We start from the raw sequence: 18,699 nt of genomic DNA, 5'->3' as shown, positions 1-18,699 counted from the left end.
CCTCCTGTTTATCTCAGGTTATGGTTATCTTTCTTGTATACTCGTTTGAAATACATCTGCCGTATGCCGCTGTTTCTCTAAGTCTTACTGCGTTCTTTTCAAGGAAAGCAACACGCTTTGCATAGTCGGAGATATCCTCAAGCTTTTTCAGCGAGGTATCATACTCAAGCGTTCTGTTCTCAGCCTGCGCAAGTATGCGTGTGCCTGTGCGGTTAAAGGCAAGGATCCTGCCGTATGGCACTCGTCTGATATCGTCCTTTCTGATGCCGAGAACAAGGTGCAGGACCATTCTTCTTACTCTTGCCATGGTGATATTCTTTGACTTTATACGCTGTTCAAAGATATCCATAGTTTCAGGGCAGGAGCTTACGACAGACATAAATCTGTTGGCAAGGTGTTCGTCGCAGTCAGGTAGGGCTAGAAAATCTTCTCTTGAAGCTGTGCAGAGCTTGAAAAGCATTTCTCTGCCTGCCTGCCGGGTAAAGGACGGCTTACAGCCCTCAAAATCATATGGAACAAATTTCTGCCACTCACCGCCCTCTTTTATAAGCTCTCTTATATGAGAAGCCGAAGCAAAATCACCAGACTCTGCCTGAGAATCATGTGCAACAGCTTCACGCTTTACGGCATAAGGCACTAGCCACGGGGCTATACGCTTTGCAGCCTTTATATACTCCACTGCAAGAACGTTATTGGGTGTGGAGAATATCTCTTCGGCGGTTCTGCCATAAAGACCTATGGAGGCTTCATACATAGCCTGCGGGTAGGTCTTTCCCTGAGATAAAAGTTCTCTTACCTGCTGTGAATTTTCAAGCATTGCGGATATTTCAGCTGCCTGTTCAAGGGCGTTCCTATCACCGCTTTCACAGCCGAAAGACAAGGTCGTTACCACGTCCTCCCCAAGACCTGCAAGAAGCCTTACTGCACTTCTTGCAAAGACCTCACTGTTTGAGCATGAGAACGGGCATGGCAGTTCTATAACAAGGTCTGCACCGTTTCTTATAGCAGCCTGCGCTCTGTCATATTTTGAGAAAACAGCCGCTGAGCCACGCTGCACACAATCGCCGCTCATTACTGCGACGATACCCTCTGCGCCAGCCTGTCTTGTGGCTTGTATCTGATATTTGTGTCCGTTATGGAACGGATTATATTCCGCAACTATTCCCGCAATTTTCATTTTTTACTCCTCTTTCTACCCTATGCATATTTTATTCCGTCTTTCAAAAGCTTACTGCGAATTATGATACTAATATGTTAAGCCCTAGTAAAAAAATTGTGCAATATGTATATTTATGAAAAAAGCTCTTGAAATTTATCATTAATATTGATATACTATAAGTATATGATATTATGGGCTTAAAGTCAAGCCCGTTATCTGACATATTATAATCGGGAGGAGATTTTTTCCAATGAAAATCTTAGTTGTAAACGCAGGTTCATCATCACTTAAATATCAGCTTCTGGATATGAAGGACGAGTCTGTTATCGCAAAGGGCAACTGCGACCGTATCGGTATCGACGGCCATGTGAGCGCAAAGACAGGCGACGGCAGACATATCGAGGAGGATTGCAATTTCCCTACTCACACTGAGGCTTTTGAAAAGCTCGTTGAGGTACTCACATCAGGCGAAACAAAGGTCATCGACTCTATGTCTGAGATATCAGCCGTTGGTCACAGAATAGTTCAGGGTGCTGAGATATTCAAGGAGACCTGCCTTGTAACAGACGAAGTTATCGACCAGATCGACTCACTGGCTGAGCTTGCACCTGTACATAACCACCCACACGCTCTTGCACTGAGAGCTTGCAAGGCAGTTATCCCAGCAGGCACACCACAGGTAGTCGTATTCGACACTGCTTTCCACTCAACAATGCCAAGAAAGGCTTATCTCTACGGTCTGCCATACGAGTGCTACACTGATCTTCATGTAAGAAAATACGGCTTCCACGGAACATCACACAGATTTGTTTCAGGCGAGCTTGCAAGAGTAATGGGCAAGCCTATCGAGGAGCTTAAGATAGTTTCATGCCACCTTGGCAACGGCTCATCTATCACAGCTATCAACGGCGGCAAGTCTGTTGACACATCAATGGGCTTTACTCCTCTTGACGGTCTTGTAATGGGCACACGCTGCGGCTCTGTTGACCCTTCTGCTGTTGACTATGTTGAGAAGAAAATGGGCTTCACACCTGACCAGATGACAGAATACATGAACAAGAAGTCAGGCTTCCTTGGTCTGTCAGGCATCGGTTCTGACAACAGAGATATTCAGGCTGCTGCAAGCGAGGGCAACGAGAGAGCGCTTATCGTAAGCGAGATATTTGCTTATCAGATCAAGAAGTTCATAGGCTCATACGCTGCTGCAATGAACGGTCTTGACGCTGTTATCTTCACAGGCGGTATCGGTGAGAACGCACCTGAGGTAAGAGCGGCTGCTTGCTCAAATCTCGATATCCTCGGTATCCACATTGACGCTGAGAAGAATCTCTGCCGTGGAATACTCAAGGAGATCTCCACTGACGAGTCTAAGACAAAGGTTTACGTTATCCCTACAAATGAGGAACTTCTCATTGCAAGAGATACTCTGGCACTTATTTCTAAGTAATATTTCAGATAACATTAAGGACGGCTTTCTTATGAGAGCCGTCTTTTTTTGCGCATAAAAAAGGCACAGGAGAGGTTTTCCTATGCCTTGATTTGTTTGATAAGACCGCCAATTTTCATGTAGGGACCGGCGCCCTCGACAGCCCGATTTTGAGAGTGTAAAAGTTTGAATTATCACGAAGTTTTGTGGGTTGACGAAATATCGAGAAGTGGGACGTCGTATTTGTTTGAATGTACGATATTGGCTATATACGTTTTCCAAACACCATTGTATCAGGTCTTAACGCCTGAGAACTGCGTCTGATAAAGCCTGTAGTAACAGCCCTTGGCGGCGATAAGCTCCTCATGGCTACCCTGCTCTGCAACACGTCCTCCGTCGATAACCACTATCTTATCGGCGTCACGGATAGTGGAAAGTCGGTGAGCGATGATAAGGGACGTTCTGTTTTTCATAAGAGCCACCATTGCGGACTGAATGTGCATTTCAGTTCTGGTATCAACTGAGGAAGTGGCTTCGTCAAGAATAAGTATCTTCGGGTCGGCAAGCACTGCTCTTGCTATGGAGAGAAGCTGACGCTGACCTTGTGAAAGGTTTGAGCCGCCCTCGGCAAGCACTGTGTCGTAACCCTCGGGAAGTCTTTCTATGAACTCGTCTGCGTTCGCAAACTTTGCCGCCGCCTTTATTTCATCAAGGGTGGCTTTTTCTCTGCCGTAGCGGATATTCTCCTCTATGGTGTCCTTAAAAAGCACTGTATCCTGCAAAACTATGGCTATGGAACGTCTGAGCTTGTCTTTCGGGATATCGTAAATGCTCTGACCGTCTATGGTTATCTCACCGCTGTCAACGGGATAAAATCTTGTGAGAAGATTTACTATGGTGGTCTTGCCAGAGCCTGTTGCACCGACTATGGCTATTTTCTGACCTGCTTTTACTTCAAGATCGAGGTCTTTCAGCACCTGCTTTTCAGGAACGTACGAGAAGTCGATATGCTTGAAGTCGATATCGCCTTTGACGTTTTCCACCTCAAAGTCAGCCTTGCCCTCGTCAGTTTCCTTATCGGCGTCCATGACCTCAAAGATACGCTCTGCGCCTGCTATTGCGGTCTGGATATTTGCAAACTGGTTTGCAATCTCATTGATAGGACGTGAGAACTGTTTTGAATAGAGTATAAAAGCCTGAATAGTTCCCACTGTTATAAAGCCTTTTATTGCGAACCAGCCGCCAAATGCAGCGATAAGGATAAAGCCGAAATTGGATATTAAGTTCATGCAAGGACCCATTACACCACCGAATATCTGAGCTTTTATGCCGCATTTTTTCAGATTGTTGCTCATTTTCTCGAACTTGTCAACAGCGTCCTGCTCTTTGCCATAGGAAACGACCGTTCTATATCCGACTACCATTTCCTCAACTTCGCCGTTTATCTCGCCAAGAAGCACCTGCTGTTTGATGAAGTATTTCTTCATATACTTTGTGAGTACGCCTGAAACGAATATGGTAAGGAACACTGTAGACAGTGAGATAAGGGTAAGAAGCGGTGAATACAGAAGCATTATGACAACTGTTCCCACAATTGTAAGCACACCTGAGATGAGCGAGCCTATAGACTGAGAGATAGTTGTGGAGATATTCTCGACGTCGTTTGTCATACGGCTCATTATATCGCCGTGGCTATGGGTATCGAGATATTTTATAGGAAGTCTTACAAGGCTTGAGAACAAGTCTTTACGCATGGTCTTTACTGTGTACTGTGAAAGCTTTGCGGAGAATATTCCCTGCATATAGGTGAAAACAGAGGACAGGAGATAAACTGCCCCAAGACCTATGAGAGTTTTGCCAAGTGAACCGAAGTCAACGCTTGTTTTCTTTTTGGTGAGAGTAATGCAGTCTATGGCTATCTGCTGGATAGACGGTGCGGCAAGGTTAAGCAGAGTTATGATGAGCATTACACCGATAAGAGCGAAAAACAGATATCTGTTCCTGCCTATATAGCCGATAAGCTTTTTAAGGGTGTTCTTTGCGTCCTTAGGCTTTTCCATTGTGAGCCTTGCACCGTGCGGTCCGCCCGGCTTTCTTCCGCCGGGTCCCATTGGAGACATTGGAGGCATTACACTTCACCTCCTGACGTTTTTACCTGTGAAGCGTAGATATCCTGATATACTTCGCAGGTCTTTAATAGATTTTCATGAGTATCGCAGGCACAAAGCTTGCCGTGGTCAAGGACGGCTATCCTGTCGCATGATTTTATGCTCTGGATACGCTGTGCGATTATGATAAGGGTAGTGCCGTTCATTTTGCGGTCTATCTCCGCACGGAGCTTTGCTTCTGTGCCAAGGTCGAGTGCGGAGGTGGAATCATCAAGAATGAGTATCTCAGGTTTTTTAAGTACCGCTCTTGAGATAGAAAGCCTTTGCTTCTGACCGCCTGACAGTGAAGCACCCTTTTCGGCTATAATACCCTCATAGCCTGCAGGTATCTTCTGAATGAACTCGTCAGCCTGGGCTGCCTGTGCGGCGGAGATGACCTCCTCATGGGTAGCGTTTTTGTCGCCCCACTTTATGTTGTCCTCAACTGTGCCTGAGAAAAGCTCGCTCTTTTGCAGGACTATGCCAACTTTCTTTCTAAGCTCGTCAAGCTTGCAGTCCTTGACGTTCACGCCGTCAACAAGGACTTCCCCTGCTGTGCAATCGTAAAATCTTGGAATAAGATTTACAAGTGAAGATTTTCCCGAACCAGTTGCACCTAGTATGGCGACGCTCTCGCCTGACTTTATATCAAGGGTAAGGTCTGAGATAACAGGTCTGCCCTTGGTTTCAGGATAGGAGAATGAAACGTTTTTAAAGCTCACTGTGCCCCCTGTTTTATCTGAAAGGGAAACGCTGCCGCTTTTTATAACAGGGTCAGTTTCAAGGACTTCTCTCAATCTGTTTGCAGATGCGGAAGCCTTTGCGAGGGTCTGGAACATCATAGACATCATCATTACGCCATGCAAGACCTGAGTAAGATATGTGATAGCCGCCATGACCTCGCCGACCTTCATAGATTGTGCCTGCACCTGCCAGCCGCCTATAACTATAACGGCAATAACAGACAGATTGAGTATTATCATAAGAAGCGGCTGAAGGATAGCCATAAGGGTCTGAACACGGAGGTTTGATTCCATAAGGCTTATATTTGCATCGTCAAAACGCTTTTCTTCTGTATCCTCTCTGACATAGGCTTTTACTACTCTTGCGCCTGTGACGTTCTCCTGAACCACAGAGTTTACGCTGTCAAGACGTTTTGCAACGATAGAATAGTATGGGTTTGCCTTTTTGAGAATTATTATCATCATGATTATCTCTACAGGCAAGGCACATAGGATTATTATTCCAAAGCGAACGTTCAGGGTGAGCATCATGATTATTCCGCCAAAAAACAGCAGGCTGTCACGCACCAACATTCTCAGCATGAAGTCCACCATTTGCTGGATAGCAGTTATATCCGCTGTAAGACGTGTTACCAATGAGCCTGTGGTGAACTTGTCGGTCTGTTCAAATGAAAGACCCATGACACGCTTAAAAACGTCCACACGCAGATCTCTTGAAAAGCTTTGGGAAGCTATCCCACCGAATGCAGAAGCCGCAATTCCGCAAGCTCCGCCGCCTATAAGAACAAGGAGCATGAGAAGTCCCGTTCTTATGATAAGGTTCATATCCTGACCCAGAACGCCATCGTCAACTATTTTTGACATAAGCTTTGGCTGAAGCAGGTCGCCCAGCACTTCTCCCACCATGGATAGAGGTGTCAGCACCGCAAACAGTGCATATGGCTTCAAGTATTTGCTTAGTTTTACTTTCAAAGCAGTTCCTCCTAAAATTTTATTTCAGGCTACTTATACGCAGGGGAACATTGACGGAAGATAGCAAATGCAGAGCAGTGGGCTGTCAAGGACGCCAGCCCCTACAAAATGTGTGATATAACTTTTTTATGTAGTGGCGAACAGCGTTCGCCCGCATTGCTTGTGTTTTGCTAATGATCGCATCGACTTTTCACTGCTGGTGACAAGGCAGAGCCTTTGAAATCACAGCCCTAATTGTGCATTATCTCAAGCTCCCCGGACAGCTCCTGCGCTGTCATTTTTCTGCTGAGGGAGGCTTTGTCTATCATTATGGTAACAGGCTCTTTTCCGTGGATATCAAACCAGTTGTCAGAGAAAACGCAATCTGCGGTTTTCAGGCTGAGGCAAACGCTTTTGGCGTAATTCTCAGCACAGAATGTCAGGACGAATTTATCCTCGTTTTCTGATATGCCATAGGTTATCTTTGGTTCAAGGAAGGTAAATTCTTTCGGGCGCACAAAGAGGGTTGTGCCAAAGCTCAACACCTTGCCGTTCTCCATAATGGAATATTCGAGATATTTTTCACGAGGGTCGGTACGGTTTTTAAGCTCGTCTGAAAGGTCTATGTCAAGGACGTTTTGTGCGGTAAGAGCCGGAACGCTCACGGACTTTTCTCCTCTTTGCAGAATTTCAGCTTTATTGTTTCTAAGCGTCCATTTTACTATGCCCTCAAAGGCTGTCATGCGTTCGTTAGATATATTAAGGACAGGCTTTTTTCTATCGGTATCGTCGCAGGAGATAAGGCATGGAGCGTAAAAACGCTTTGCATAATAATGCAGACCTTTCCACCTGCCGAAATAGTCGATACTTGACCATGAGATAACAGGGTTTGAATCGTTCACCTGCCAATAGGCAGAACCCATACATCTGCCTCTTGCTCTTCTCATATGCTCAACATTCGAGCGTATGCAATCCGCCTGAACGAGCTGAGAGGAATAGATGAGCTGTTTGAAATCGTACGGATATCTCACCATTTGAGCAAGATAATACATTATCTTCTCGTTGCCCTGAACACACTTCTGATGTGCCGCCATAACTGGTGAGCAAAGGTCAAAGTCGCCCTTTGTTTCATCAGCAAAGGCACGGCAGGTCTTTATATCAGGCAGGCTTTCAAAGCCGTATTCTGAGCAGAAGCGGTAATAAAATTCTCTGAACGCTTCGATAGGCTTGAAGTTGTGCCAAACGTCCCAATAGTGCATATCCCCTGCATGGTTTGAGGAAGCGTCCTTGAAGCCTCCCCCTGATGAAGGTGATGACGGCCAATAGAAGGTGTTTTCGCATGGGTCATAGGCTTTAAGCACCTGTGGGATAATATCCTCAAAAATGATAAGATAATCACGCTTTGCTTCCTCGTCCTTAGGAAGGCCCCAATATTCCCATGCGGATTCTATCTCGTTGTTGCCACACCACAGACCAAGAGAGGGGTGGTTTCTCAGGCGGATAACGTTGTCACGAACTTCCCCACGGACAGTTTCTTCAAACTCCTCTGTGAGCAGATATGCAGAGCAGGCGAACATAAAGTCCTGCCATACTATGATACCATTCTCGTCGCAGTAGTCATAGAAATACTCGTCAGGATAATAACCGCCTCCCCACACTCTTATAAAGTTATAGTTTGCGGCCTTGCAATCTGCAAGGAGCTTTCTTGTTTTCTCCTCGTTACAGCGTGTGACTATCTGGTCTTCGGGGATATAGTTTGCACCCATGGCAAATATCTTCACGCCGTTGTTTATAAAGCAGAACTCCTCGCCCCACTGATCTTTTTCACGGCTGACAGTTAAAGTTCTAAGACCTATGCGCTGTGTATTTTTATCTGTGCAAGCGTCATTTTCATCATACAAAGTCACGGCACAGATATAGAGTGGCTGTTCGCCATAGCCGTTCACCCACCAAAGCTGAGGGTCGCTTATCACAAGCTCTGTTTCATAATATTCTGCACTTTCCTCTAGGCTTATGTCGGCTTTTGCGGTGATATTGCCCTGCGGGTCGGATATTTCCACCATAGCTTTTTTACAGCCGTGGTTTTCTATATGCAAAAGGGCTTTCAAAGTCACTTTGTTATCGGTGTGCTTTTGGCTGTAGTAAACGTCAAGTATACGTCCTGCAACTGGAACGATAAGGGATACACTGCGCCATATTCCCATGTCAGGGAGCATTGGACCCCAATCCCAGCCGAACATACAATGGGCTTTTCTTATATGTGTATAGCCTGTCATGGTGGAGTCAACGCCCCAAAGGTGACGTTTTTCGTCCATTTCTTTTATGTATCTGTTTGGCGAGGTTATTTTCACTGTGAGAGTGTTGTCCCCCTCTTTGATAATACCATGGACAGGAAACTCCCACACTCTGTGCATATTGTTCACTCTGCCGAGGTGAATGCCGTTGAGATAGACGTTTGCTATGGTATCAATGCCGTCAAAGTGCAGGACAGTATGCTCGCACTCCACTGCGGCCTTGTCTGCGGTGAATGTAGTTTCAAAATCGTAATCATCATCACATATCTGTGTTGAGATATACTCGTTCTCACGATAATATGGGTCGGGTATCTTTTTATAGTCAAGCAGGGTCTTATATACAGAGCATGGAACTTTGCAATCAAAGCTCTCCTGCGAGCCTGCTTTTTTCATTTTCCAGTTATCGTTAAGGCTTACTGTTATACTCATTATTATTCTCCTTATTTATCATGGACGCAGAAAAGGTTTGTTTCCCATGCGGGGTAATATCTTTCCTGACGAATATAGAATTTGTATCCTTTGCAAAGGCTGTTTATATACAAAGGCAGGGTGATGTAATCATATGGTCTGTGATACAATGCACTGCATATTTTTGGCGCATAGCGTGAAATGGTATATTCACTGCCTTTGATAGCTTCTAGGTCTGCTCCCTCAACGTCATATTTTATATAGGTGCATTTTTTGCCTGCAAGAACGCTGTCCAGACTTCTTGCACGAACCTTTTTTCCTGCGGCATCTACTCTGCCCTGTCTGCCTGCGCCGCCTACGAAATAAAGCTCGGTATCAATGCTCCATGCGGCGGCATTGTAAAGGCTTATATTGTCATTGGCTTTTAGATTTTTCAGGCATTTCTGAAAGTTTTTTCTCTCAGGTTCGAGGGCATATATTCTCTCATACTTTCCCCCTGTGCGTGAGATAAGCTCTGCGGCAGTGTCGCCTGTGTATGCTCCCAAGTCGCAGTATATCTCGTTTTCTCCAAGGGGAAGTATCTCGGTTATCTTGTCCTTATCCGTAAATATCTCACGGAGATAAGAAAGCTTGCCTGTTATCTTGAAGGCTGTCAGCTTTTCAAAGGTAAGCTTTGAAATATCGTCATCAAAAAGGCGGTAAGCTTTTTCAGCCTGAGAATACATTGAGAGAAGCTTTTCCTTGCTGAAATTTTCATCGCCTGCGACGCACATTTCAGGGACTATGACCTCGCAGCGTTTTTCGATATTGTCTATACGCTCCATTATCTCAGGCAGGCTCGTGCCAAAGCCAAGCACAACTGTGATATTCCCAAACTGCGCTTGCACCTGAGAGAAAGTCTGCACCTTAAACCCTCTGAAGCTTTGTCCACGGACAAAATCGTCGCTTGCAAAAACACCTGTGCATTTTATGCCAAGTCTATCAAATTCATCAAGAAGCTTTTCCGCTCCATCGCCCATGCCGTATATGAATATCGGCTTTTCGCAGGTCTTGAGCCTGTCCCACGAGCTTTCAAGGGACTGAAAATATTCTTTTGAAAACATTCACACTTTCCTCTCCAAAAAAGGCTCTCACAGAAAGATCTGCGAAAGCCCCTTATTCTTATAGAACTTTATATGATATCGTCATCGATATCAAAATCATCATGATCATGGCAATGACCGCCGTCACCGCCGACCATATCTCTGCCCCTTACACGGTATCTATCACGATTTATATTGATATACTTATCAAGCTGTGCAAGCACATCTCTTGGTGCTTTTATGGACTTGACTTCCTTAATAGGCGTATCAACGTCTTTGACATTCATTACTATTGTGCCACAGCCGAACATTCTTTGTCCGAACGGCAGGACAAGCTTTTTGTCGATGACCCTATAAAGGTCAAGCTCGTCTTCCTCTATGCTGAGAAAACCCTTGCGTGTTATAAACTTATCTTCTGTGAGAAAATATCTTGTAAATGATATAGGCAGACCAAAAATCGTTCTTTTCTTATCTGTCCAAATGTAATTGATAACGTCTTTTTTCATAAAACGACGTCGCCTCCCTCAACATTATCTATAGTTTTTTACAAAGACATCATTGCAAACTGGTGGCACAAAAAAGCTGCTGACCATGTTTTTGCAACGATCCTCCCGTATATTTTACCACGCAATAAAGCTTTTGTCAAGAAATTATCCTTTGTAAAAGCTATGTAAAAATACTATTCATATACATATTTCTAATTGATTATATTTATATTAACAAATATAATATCATGCATTTATTTTAATATTTCATTAATTATATAGCAATCTTTGCTGGCGTTTTCGACTTTTTTCTACATAAAATGAGCTTTCATAACAATGTAAAGTTGATGTAAAATATAGTGAATCGTCAATTTATTCATATAATGTATTGATTTAAACGACACAAAAGCTTATTTTCTCTGTGTAAATTACAATATTTGCACAATTATCTCATTCGAAATTTGGTCATAGCCGACATTTGTTTATTTACTATGTATAGATTGTTGCGCGTTTCTTAAAACATAGTACAAAAAGCAAGAAAATTAAGTAAAAAACTTGAAATTATATCGTAAAAATGTTATACTGCAAGTGTAGTATAAAGTTAAAAAAATAAAAAAACCGGAGGAAGATTTAAAATGTGTAAAAAAGACGTGATCAAAATCCTTGTCGGAAGCCTCAATCAGGCCGGCATGAAGGTGGCAGACTATCTGAAAAAACAGGGGTACAATGTTGCGCAGTCAGACTACAATCCACTGGAGATACAGCTTGAGGTGCTTAAAAGCAAACCTGATTTTCTGATAGTTTCAGAAATAACTGAGTTTCCCTACGAACTGTGCAAAAATCTCAAAGGGGCTTGTCCTAAGCTGAAAATAATCATGCTTTCCGACAGAAAAACCAACAATGGAAACAATGGACTTGCAAAATACGCAGATATGATAATAAAAAGTCCTCTAAGCTGTGCGGATATCAAAAACGCACTCAGAGCGCTTCAGTGTCCTGACGATTCTGCAGATCCGAACATCACAATAACACGAAGCTCTGATGAGGGGTACACCAATGGCGACATACAATCTGCTATATCCACCGTGATGAAGCGGTTATGCATAACTCCGAATTATAACGGCTATGGCTACATCAAAGAGGCAATAAAAATGGCTCTTACGACAGACAAAGCCAACAGACGTGTTACAAAGGTCATTTATCCAGAGATAGCGGCGGCACATGGAGTAACCACAGTAAGCGTTGAAAGAAACATGCGCACCGCCATAAGGATCGGTTGGGAAAAGGCTCATGACAAAGACAAAGCCGAGATATTCGGTAATTTCGCCATAAGACCTGACCACTACCCCACGAACAGCGAATTTATTTTCGTTGCCGCCGAATACATAAACAGCAAATATCCAGCGGAAAAGGTATTATCAGCCACCGCTGAACATACTAGCGAAAGTAATTTATTTATCTGACAAGAAGAAAGCCGTTATGCCCACAGGCACAGCGGCTTTTTTCTATATAAACGAAACGTCCTGCAGTAAATGACAACGGGCTGCCCTGCGGACGCAGATCTTCGGCTGCGTCACCCACTGTCATACGATCACTGCAGACGCTCCGTTATCTCATTTTATGCCGACATGGTTTTTATGACACAAAAAAGCGTACCGAAAAATCGGTACGCTCAGTGTTTAAGTAAAAGCCGCCTTGCCGTCGCACAGCCGATAAACCCGCTATAAAAGCAGGGTGGGTAAAACAGCCTGAAAGCTTCACGCTCCCTTCGTCCGTTTCCGAAACGGCAAATGCGGTTTCGTTCGGGAGGTCTGCAATCCCTTTCCAGAGTCTGAATCCCTTTTTAGAAGTGTTGGATTTATAATAACTGTGCTTGTTCGCACAAGGCAGGAAACTTTTTCTGTTATTTAGTATATCACAACATATCCATAATATCAATAGGTAATTTCAGCAAATCAAAGTACATAAAATTGTACATTTTACATATTGACAAGCCTATATGCTGAGATATTTTTCTTATGACAGGTGGTCGTGATCGTGACAACCGCAGCCACAGCCGCAATCATCGTCTTCGTCCTCATCGTCAAACTCGAACATTTCATCGATACGCTCCATGAACATCTGACCGATCTTCTCATACTCGTCATCATCTTCGATAGAAGCAAGTATCTCGTCATTGTTCTCGTCATACTCAGCCTTGAGTATCACAACGTCGCCTGAATCTTCAAGGGCTTCGTCACCGTTCTCATAATAAGGAGTGAGAGCATAATACTTCTCGTCACCATATTCCATTGCGTCCAGCAGCTCAAATGTCTGCTTATTACCATTTTCGTCCTCCAGCTCGTAGAGGTCCGGCAGAAACTCGTTATCCATAATTATCCTCCTAACATGATCTTGTGCGGTATATCGGCACTTTCTGAGTGGGATATATCGAAAAAATCAGAACAGAAAGACTGTTTCTGACCACCGCAACACTTTAATTATACTACACTGCAAAATCAAAGTCAAGCGCATTTTGTAAAAGTAATATTAAATATAAAATATGCAAAAAAGTTGAGAAAAACTATTGACAAGTAACAAAAGATGTGGTATAGTATAGTCAAGGAAAAACAAAGAGCCAAACAAAAGCAGACAACAGGGTTCGCTGAAACGGTCAACGGTCTGACGATACAGTAACGATTTCAGAGGGCACGGCAAAGCGAAGTAAGGCGAGAGGTTTTCCTTATATATCACAGGCAGATCGGTGGACACAGCATATACCCGACACTAGGTACACTACAGTTCAGCAGGCGGGCAGGCTCATCGGATACCTAATAAGATATGAAAGGAGCGAGTCCAATGGACGCATCAGAGATCCAGGAGAGTATCCATAGGCTCGGCAATTTCTTAAAGTAAAAAAGGATCAAGACGCAGACGAATGAGCTGACAGGAATCCAGACATATATGATTTACACAGGAAGAAATTGCAGAGCCTCATGGATTAATCACAGCACAGAGTTACTGCAATTTAAGGATACTCTCAAATTTACAATTGAATATTTTGCAACTTTTATATAAGGAGTGATCGACATGATCGGTTACAGAAGGTTTGCAAATAAAATTTAGACAGGAGTGTTTCCAATGCACAATTTCAGCTTTTCAGAGGTAAAGAAATAAACTGAAAGAGTGATTCCAATGTAAAATTTAGCTTCTGAACATAAAAAGCTCACAGAGCTATAAAAATCAAATAAATTTCGAGGAGTGGTGCATATGAAAATGCACAAAAGGAACTTGAACATGAAATAGAATGGAGTGAGTCCGCCAAGAAATTTACGAGCTTAATGCTCTTACCGATTTGATTTACTGACTAAGATTTTTCTAAAGATCATATAAAATACTGAAGGAGTGGTGCGTTATGAAAATGCACTCAAGGCTTTTGAACATCTGATATTTGGAGGTGAATCCGCCAGTTACTTCAGCAAGGCTTATCTGATATGATGAGCATAAGATCTTGAAATTATGCGAAAGGCGATAATTCCAATGGAAATGTAATAAGTTTCATTGACAATAAAATTTCACGAAAGGTGTTAAGTCCGATGGCACGTTAAGTTTTATCCACTGAGGCATAACTTAATATTTTGAAAGGAAATAAATCCAATGGAAAGGTAATTTGCACTTAGAGATTATTTTTACCGAAAGGAAATAGATCCAATGGAATAGCTTATATTATGCGGACAGAATTTTACTGAAAGGCGTGAGTCCAAAGTACAATTTAGCATGAGTTTACGACTAGAATTTTCAGAAGGGCGTAATACCAATGGCATAATCAATATGAACGTACATACTTAACTATGTGGTGTATTCAGATATCACATAGTTAAGTTTTTTTGTGTAAGGGGTTGGACGTCGAGGACGCCGTCCCCTACAATATTCAAAAAAACAAGAAAGCACCCTGCGGTCAATGCAGAGTGCTTTTATTTTATATCATATTTTCAAGGAAAGCCACTGTCTTTGGATCGTATGTAAGATCCTGCGCTTCCATATCCTCGTCAAGCTGCCACAGCTTTGTTACTGCGAAAACTGACGATACAAAAAACGGCTGGCTGTTCAGATAGCCGAGGGTTATCTTTGCCGGAGTGTCCCCCGTCTGCTCGCTGAGCTGTTTTACCTTTGCAAGTCTTGCAAGATTAGCAGGGCCTGCATATTGTCCCTCAGGGAGATTGTTTGCAGCGTCGCCCTTTGCAAGCTTCGCAAAAAAGCCCTTTGCCTGCGGTGAGAACGCCATAACAGGAAAATCATGCTTCTTGTACCAGCGGAACTCCTTTGTATCCATACAAACAAGAGTATTGTCACCGAAAGTTTCAACGCTCGAATGTGCAAGGCTGTAGTTTATCTGACTGATCCTGATAGGCTCCATGCCGTTTTCCTCTGCAAACTTATTCGCTTCCTCTATCCTCTGAGTTGTCCAGTTTGAAACGCCTATAAAATGTATCTTTCCGCTCTCATAAAAATCATTGAGAACTGGCATTATCTCTTCCACAGGTATCTTCGGGTCGTCACGATGAAGAAAATAAATATCCACATAGTCAACGCCCAGCACTCTCAGGCTTGCTTCAAGATCCTTTGTAAGCTCTTCCCTGCTAAGACGGCTTTCGTCCATATGACCCATTTCAGGGTGACCGCCCTTTGTGGCAATACAAATTTTATCACGATTGTTTCTGGCTTTGAGCCATCTGCCTATTACGCCCTCGCTGGAATTGTGACCATTCTCCAGCCAGTCGCAGTAAACTCTTGCGGTATCGATACACCAGCCGCCAAGCTCTACATATTTGTCGAGAAACTCAAAATACACATCGTCACAATCGTTTCTCTCAAAACCTGCCGCACCAAAAGTCAGGGCAGGGACTTTCATTTCATATCTGTCGTTTTTCAACACATAGCTTATCATGTACTCTTCCCCCTTGGCATACAATTTTCTATACTATTTATCATCACTATGTCTATCAATATATTATTATACCATATAAAAAGGACTTTTTCCACAGAATTTTGTTAAATTTTATTTTTTCATAAAAACCCCTTGACAAGTCGGTAAACTTGATATATAATTGTAAAGGTTTATGACTTTACAGAAATCCATTAGGAGGTAAGCGGTATGAGTAAAAATTTGCAAAACAGCGTTTTGCTCGACTTGTATGGCTGCCTGCTCACTGATAAACAAAACGAGATCATGGATCTTTATTACAATGACGATCTGTCGTTGGGAGAGATCGCCGCACAGCTAGATATCTCAAGACAGGGCGTTCATGACGCTATAAAAAAATGTGAAACTGCAATGGCTGATTATGAAGAAAAGCTAGGTCTGCTAAAACAGCAGGAGGCTTATCTGGCAGAGCTTAAAGAGTTCAAGGCTCAGGCTATGGACGTTTTTAACGAGTGTAAAAAAAAGAATTATGCGAGAGATATCGCCGAAAAGGTGATAGTGCTTCTTGAAAATCTCGATTCTAAGCTTGATGAATTTGACAACGCAGAATATACCGAAGAAGAATAGATATAGATAAAAAAAATTATACGGAGGACAGCTTATGGCGTTTGAAGGACTTTCAGAAAAACTAAACGGCGTGTTCAAGCGTCTTAAATCAAGAGGTAAACTTAGCGAAGCCGATGTAAAAGAGGCAATGCGTGAAGTTAAAATGGCTCTGCTTGAGGCTGACGTTAGCTACAAGGTAGTAAAAGATTTTATTGCCAAGGTAACAGAGAGAAGCGTTGGCGAGGAAGTGCTGAAGAGCCTTACTCCTGGTCAGCAGGTCATAAAGATAGTTAATGACGAGCTTATAAAGCTCATGGGCGAGGCTAACTCGAAGATAAACTTCCCTAACAAGCCGCCTTGCATCATAATGATGTGCGGTCTTCAGGGTTCAGGTAAAACAACACACGCTGCAAAGCTTGCGAAGATGTTCAAGAAAGAGGGCAAGCGTCCTCTGCTTATAGCAGCCGACGTTTACAGACCTGCGGCTATTGAACAGCTTAAAGTTGTGGGCGAGAGAGCCGAAGTCGCAGTATTTGAAATGGGTCAGATAGACCCACGAAAGATAGTAAAAGAGGGTATCAAGCACGCCAAGGATTACGGCAATGACCTTGTTATCATAGATACGGCAGGACGTCTTCACATTGATGAGGAGCTTATGAACGAGCTTAAAGACATCAAGAAGATCGCTGAGCCGAACGAGATAATGCTCGTTGTCGACGCCATGATCGGTCAGGACGCTGTAAAGGTAGCTTCAAGCTTTGACGAGGCTCTTGGTATCGACAGTGTTATCCTTACAAAGCTCGACTCTGACACAAGAGGCGGAGCGGCGCTTTCAGTGCTTGCTGTAACAGGTAAGCCTATCAAGTTCGTTGGTATGGGCGAAAAGCTTGACGAGTTTGAGGCTTTCCACCCTGAAAGGATGGCTTCAAGAATACTTGGCATGGGCGATATGCTCACACTTATCGAGAAAGCTACTCAGACAGTTGACGAGAAGGACGCCAAAAAGCTTGCAGAAAAAATGCAGGAAAAGGGCTTTGACCTTAACGACTTGCTGGAGCAGATGAAGCAGATACAGAAAATGGGCTCTATGAAGTCTATTATCAGAATGCTTCCAGGCGCAAACAAGGTAACAGACGAGCAGGTGGAGCAGGGTGAGGTTCAGCTGAAAAAGACTGAGGCTATGATAAATTCAATGACAAGGGCTGAAAGAGAAAAGCCTGCGATCATTGACCCTAAGAGAAAAAGACGTATCGCTGCCGGAAGCGGCACGCAGGTATCTGACGTAAATCAGCTTCTTAAGCAGTTTGAACAGATGCAGAAAATGATGAAGCAGTTCGGCATCGGCGGAAATCTTCACGGAAAGAAATCCAGAAGAAACAGAGCGGCACTTCTCAAAGGACTTGGCGGCGGAATGCCACAATAGTTGATAAGCTATCAGCAATCAAGTGATTGATTTGATATATGAAGTTTTTTATGGAGGTGAAAATACAATGGCAGTAAAGATCAGACTCAGAAGAATGGGTGCTAAGAAGGCTCCTTTCTACAGAATCGTAGTTGCTGATTCAAGATATCCAAGAGACGGACGTTTCATCGAAGAGCTGGGCTACTATGACCCAACTAAGGAACCTTCTGTACTCAAGGTTGACGACGAAAAGGCAAAGTCTTGGATTGCTAACGGTGCACAGCCAACTGATACAGTTAAGGCTCTTCTCAAGAAGAACGGCACTATCTAATAGCTGACAAGACAATTCAGACGGTGAGCCACCTATCCCACCACTTCGCTTGCCGTTTTCGGCGGGGAAAACGCTTCCCTGCCGCATTTTCGTGGGAGAATGGAGATATTTTTATGAAAGAATTACTCGAAACTATAGTTTCTGAGCTTGTTGAAAACAAAGACGCTGTTGAGGTCGTTGTTGACGAGCCTAACGCAGAGGGTATCGTGGTTTATCATCTTCACGTTGCTCCGGACGATATGGGCAGAGTTATCGGCAAGCAGGGCAGGATCGCAAAGGCTATAAGAGTCGTAATGCGTGCCGGTGCTTCCCGTGTGGATCAGAAAATAATGGTAGAGATAGACTGATAGTTCAGTGAATAAATCATCACCCTGTACAGATAATAGTATGGGGTGATTTTTTTTGCGTATAAATAAAAAATGCTTCAATGCGTTCACAGGTATAGCCGTGGGGATATGCAATGGATTTTTCGGTTCAGGCGGCGGAATGATAGCAGTGCCTATGCTTGAAAAAGGCGGCAGCGAGGCGAAAAAAGCTCACGCCACGTCAATTGCCATAACGCTTCCATTGTCTATTATAAGCGGACTTGTATATTTCAAGGGCGGAAGTCTTGACTTTTCGCAGGCAGTGAAATTCATACCACTTGGGATAGTTGGTGCGGCAATGGGTGCAATGCTTATGAAAAAGCTTTCAAACAGCCTGCTAAAACGTATTTTCGGCGCACTCATGATAATAGCTGGAGTGCGGATATTTATGAAATAG

At 43.5% G+C, this 18,699-nt stretch carries 16 protein-coding genes; 7 read left to right on the top strand and 9 right to left on the bottom strand.

All coding sequences use genetic code 11. The annotated features are described in order from the left end of the window. Positions 1-13: 13 nt before the first annotated feature. Positions 14-1,177 (bottom strand): nucleotidyltransferase family protein, encoded by a 1,164-nt coding sequence (locus AB5Z01_RS04335; protein WP_287215067.1) that lies wholly within the window; start codon positions 1,175-1,177, stop codon positions 14-16. Positions 1,178-1,409: 232 nt separating this feature from the next. Between AB5Z01_RS04335 and AB5Z01_RS04330 the strand changes: the two genes are divergently transcribed. Beyond that, positions 1,410-2,606, top strand: a complete 1,197-nt coding sequence (locus tag AB5Z01_RS04330) for an acetate/propionate family kinase (RefSeq protein ID WP_117863550.1) — start codon at positions 1,410-1,412, stop codon at positions 2,604-2,606. A gap of 272 nt (positions 2,607-2,878) precedes the next feature. Here the strand turns inward: AB5Z01_RS04330 and AB5Z01_RS04325 are convergent, their stop codons facing one another. The 5 genes from AB5Z01_RS04325 to AB5Z01_RS04305 form a co-directional block, all read right to left on the bottom strand. Then, complete coding sequence (locus AB5Z01_RS04325; RefSeq protein WP_117863549.1) at positions 2,879-4,714, bottom strand: ABC transporter ATP-binding protein; 1,836 nt, start codon at positions 4,712-4,714, stop codon at positions 2,879-2,881. Further along, positions 4,714-6,447 carry an ABC transporter ATP-binding protein gene (locus tag AB5Z01_RS04320; protein WP_368365350.1) on the bottom strand — a complete coding sequence of 578 codons (1,734 nt, stop codon included), beginning with the start codon at positions 6,445-6,447 and terminating at the stop codon, positions 4,714-4,716. The genes AB5Z01_RS04325 and AB5Z01_RS04320 overlap by 1 nt, the downstream gene beginning before the upstream one ends. A gap of 230 nt (positions 6,448-6,677) precedes the next feature. Further along, complete coding sequence (locus AB5Z01_RS04315) at positions 6,678-9,149, bottom strand: glycoside hydrolase family 2 protein (RefSeq protein ID WP_368365348.1); 2,472 nt, start codon at positions 9,147-9,149, stop codon at positions 6,678-6,680. Between the two features lie 11 nt (positions 9,150-9,160). Continuing rightward, positions 9,161-10,231, bottom strand: coding sequence for an FkbM family methyltransferase (locus AB5Z01_RS04310; protein ID WP_287215061.1), 1,071 nt, complete (start codon positions 10,229-10,231; stop codon positions 9,161-9,163). Positions 10,232-10,299: 68 nt separating this feature from the next. After that, positions 10,300-10,716 carry a PH domain-containing protein gene (locus tag AB5Z01_RS04305; protein ID WP_278634670.1) on the bottom strand — a complete coding sequence of 139 codons (417 nt, stop codon included), beginning with the start codon at positions 10,714-10,716 and terminating at the stop codon, positions 10,300-10,302. Between the two features lie 614 nt (positions 10,717-11,330). Between AB5Z01_RS04305 and AB5Z01_RS04300 the strand changes: the two genes are divergently transcribed. Continuing rightward, positions 11,331-12,158: a sporulation initiation factor Spo0A C-terminal domain-containing protein gene (locus tag AB5Z01_RS04300; RefSeq protein ID WP_195221367.1), complete on the top strand. Its 828-nt coding sequence runs from the start codon at positions 11,331-11,333 to the stop codon at positions 12,156-12,158. On the opposite strand, the gene AB5Z01_RS04295 is transcribed toward AB5Z01_RS04300, so the two are convergent. The 3 genes from AB5Z01_RS04295 to AB5Z01_RS04285 form a co-directional block, all read right to left on the bottom strand. Beyond that, the gene (locus AB5Z01_RS04295; RefSeq protein ID WP_256321068.1) at positions 12,151-12,282 is read right to left on the bottom strand and encodes a hypothetical protein; all 132 of its coding nucleotides are present in this window, start codon (positions 12,280-12,282) and stop codon (positions 12,151-12,153) included. The genes AB5Z01_RS04300 and AB5Z01_RS04295 overlap by 8 nt on opposite strands. Positions 12,283-12,711: 429 nt before the next feature. Continuing rightward, positions 12,712-13,068, bottom strand: a complete 357-nt coding sequence (locus AB5Z01_RS04290; RefSeq protein WP_022286619.1) for a DUF1292 domain-containing protein — start codon at positions 13,066-13,068, stop codon at positions 12,712-12,714. Between the two features lie 1,585 nt (positions 13,069-14,653). Then, positions 14,654-15,622 (bottom strand): aldo/keto reductase, encoded by a 969-nt coding sequence (locus tag AB5Z01_RS04285; RefSeq protein ID WP_195246373.1) that lies wholly within the window; start codon positions 15,620-15,622, stop codon positions 14,654-14,656. A gap of 207 nt (positions 15,623-15,829) precedes the next feature. On the opposite strand from AB5Z01_RS04285, the gene ylxM reads away from it, so the two are divergent. The 5 genes from ylxM to AB5Z01_RS04260 all read left to right on the top strand — a co-directional run bounded on the left by ylxM (position 15,830) and on the right by AB5Z01_RS04260 (position 18,699). After that, positions 15,830-16,225 (top strand): YlxM family DNA-binding protein, encoded by a 396-nt coding sequence (gene ylxM / locus AB5Z01_RS04280; protein ID WP_022286621.1) that lies wholly within the window; start codon positions 15,830-15,832, stop codon positions 16,223-16,225. Positions 16,226-16,259: 34 nt separating this feature from the next. After that, complete coding sequence (ffh, locus tag AB5Z01_RS04275) at positions 16,260-17,627, top strand: signal recognition particle protein (RefSeq protein ID WP_022286622.1); 1,368 nt, start codon at positions 16,260-16,262, stop codon at positions 17,625-17,627. 67 nt (positions 17,628-17,694) lie between these two features. Continuing rightward, complete coding sequence (gene rpsP / locus AB5Z01_RS04270; protein ID WP_022286623.1) at positions 17,695-17,937, top strand: 30S ribosomal protein S16; 243 nt, start codon at positions 17,695-17,697, stop codon at positions 17,935-17,937. Positions 17,938-18,050: 113 nt separating this feature from the next. Continuing rightward, positions 18,051-18,284, top strand: a complete 234-nt coding sequence (locus AB5Z01_RS04265) for a KH domain-containing protein (protein ID WP_022286624.1) — start codon at positions 18,051-18,053, stop codon at positions 18,282-18,284. A gap of 55 nt (positions 18,285-18,339) precedes the next feature. Then, complete coding sequence (locus tag AB5Z01_RS04260) at positions 18,340-18,699, top strand: sulfite exporter TauE/SafE family protein (RefSeq protein WP_287215019.1); 360 nt, start codon at positions 18,340-18,342, stop codon at positions 18,697-18,699.

Origin of the sequence: Ruminococcus sp. RTP21359st1_H3_RTP21359_211015, from assembly GCF_040909065.1 — a bacterium.
Taxonomy (GTDB): domain Bacteria; phylum Bacillota; class Clostridia; order Oscillospirales; family Ruminococcaceae; genus Hominimerdicola; species Hominimerdicola aceti.
This window is presented reverse-complemented; position numbering and strand designations above follow the sequence as displayed.

Excerpts from the sequence above, each read along its gene's own strand:
- AB5Z01_RS04315 (WP_368365348.1), bottom strand. The coding sequence starts at position 9,149 with ATGAGTATAACAGTAAGCCTTAACGATAACTGGAAAATGAAAAAAGCA.
- AB5Z01_RS04325 (WP_117863549.1), bottom strand. The coding sequence starts at position 4,714 with ATGCCTCCAATGTCTCCAATGGGACCCGGCGGAAGAAAGCCGGGCGGA.
- AB5Z01_RS04335 (WP_287215067.1), bottom strand. The coding sequence starts at position 1,177 with ATGAAAATTGCGGGAATAGTTGCGGAATATAATCCGTTCCATAACGGA.
- AB5Z01_RS04290 (WP_022286619.1), bottom strand. The coding sequence starts at position 13,068 with ATGGATAACGAGTTTCTGCCGGACCTCTACGAGCTGGAGGACGAAAAT.
- AB5Z01_RS04295 (WP_256321068.1), bottom strand. The coding sequence starts at position 12,282 with ATGACAGTGGGTGACGCAGCCGAAGATCTGCGTCCGCAGGGCAGCCCG.
- ffh (WP_022286622.1), top strand. The coding sequence starts at position 16,260 with ATGGCGTTTGAAGGACTTTCAGAAAAACTAAACGGCGTGTTCAAGCGT.
- AB5Z01_RS04305 (WP_278634670.1), bottom strand. The coding sequence starts at position 10,716 with ATGAAAAAAGACGTTATCAATTACATTTGGACAGATAAGAAAAGAACG.
- AB5Z01_RS04310 (WP_287215061.1), bottom strand. The coding sequence starts at position 10,231 with ATGTTTTCAAAAGAATATTTTCAGTCCCTTGAAAGCTCGTGGGACAGG.
- rpsP (WP_022286623.1), top strand. The coding sequence starts at position 17,695 with ATGGCAGTAAAGATCAGACTCAGAAGAATGGGTGCTAAGAAGGCTCCT.
- AB5Z01_RS04265 (WP_022286624.1), top strand. The coding sequence starts at position 18,051 with ATGAAAGAATTACTCGAAACTATAGTTTCTGAGCTTGTTGAAAACAAA.
- AB5Z01_RS04300 (WP_195221367.1), top strand. The coding sequence starts at position 11,331 with ATGTGTAAAAAAGACGTGATCAAAATCCTTGTCGGAAGCCTCAATCAG.
- AB5Z01_RS04285 (WP_195246373.1), bottom strand. The coding sequence starts at position 15,622 with ATGATAAGCTATGTGTTGAAAAACGACAGATATGAAATGAAAGTCCCT.
- AB5Z01_RS04330 (WP_117863550.1), top strand. The coding sequence starts at position 1,410 with ATGAAAATCTTAGTTGTAAACGCAGGTTCATCATCACTTAAATATCAG.
- ylxM (WP_022286621.1), top strand. The coding sequence starts at position 15,830 with ATGAGTAAAAATTTGCAAAACAGCGTTTTGCTCGACTTGTATGGCTGC.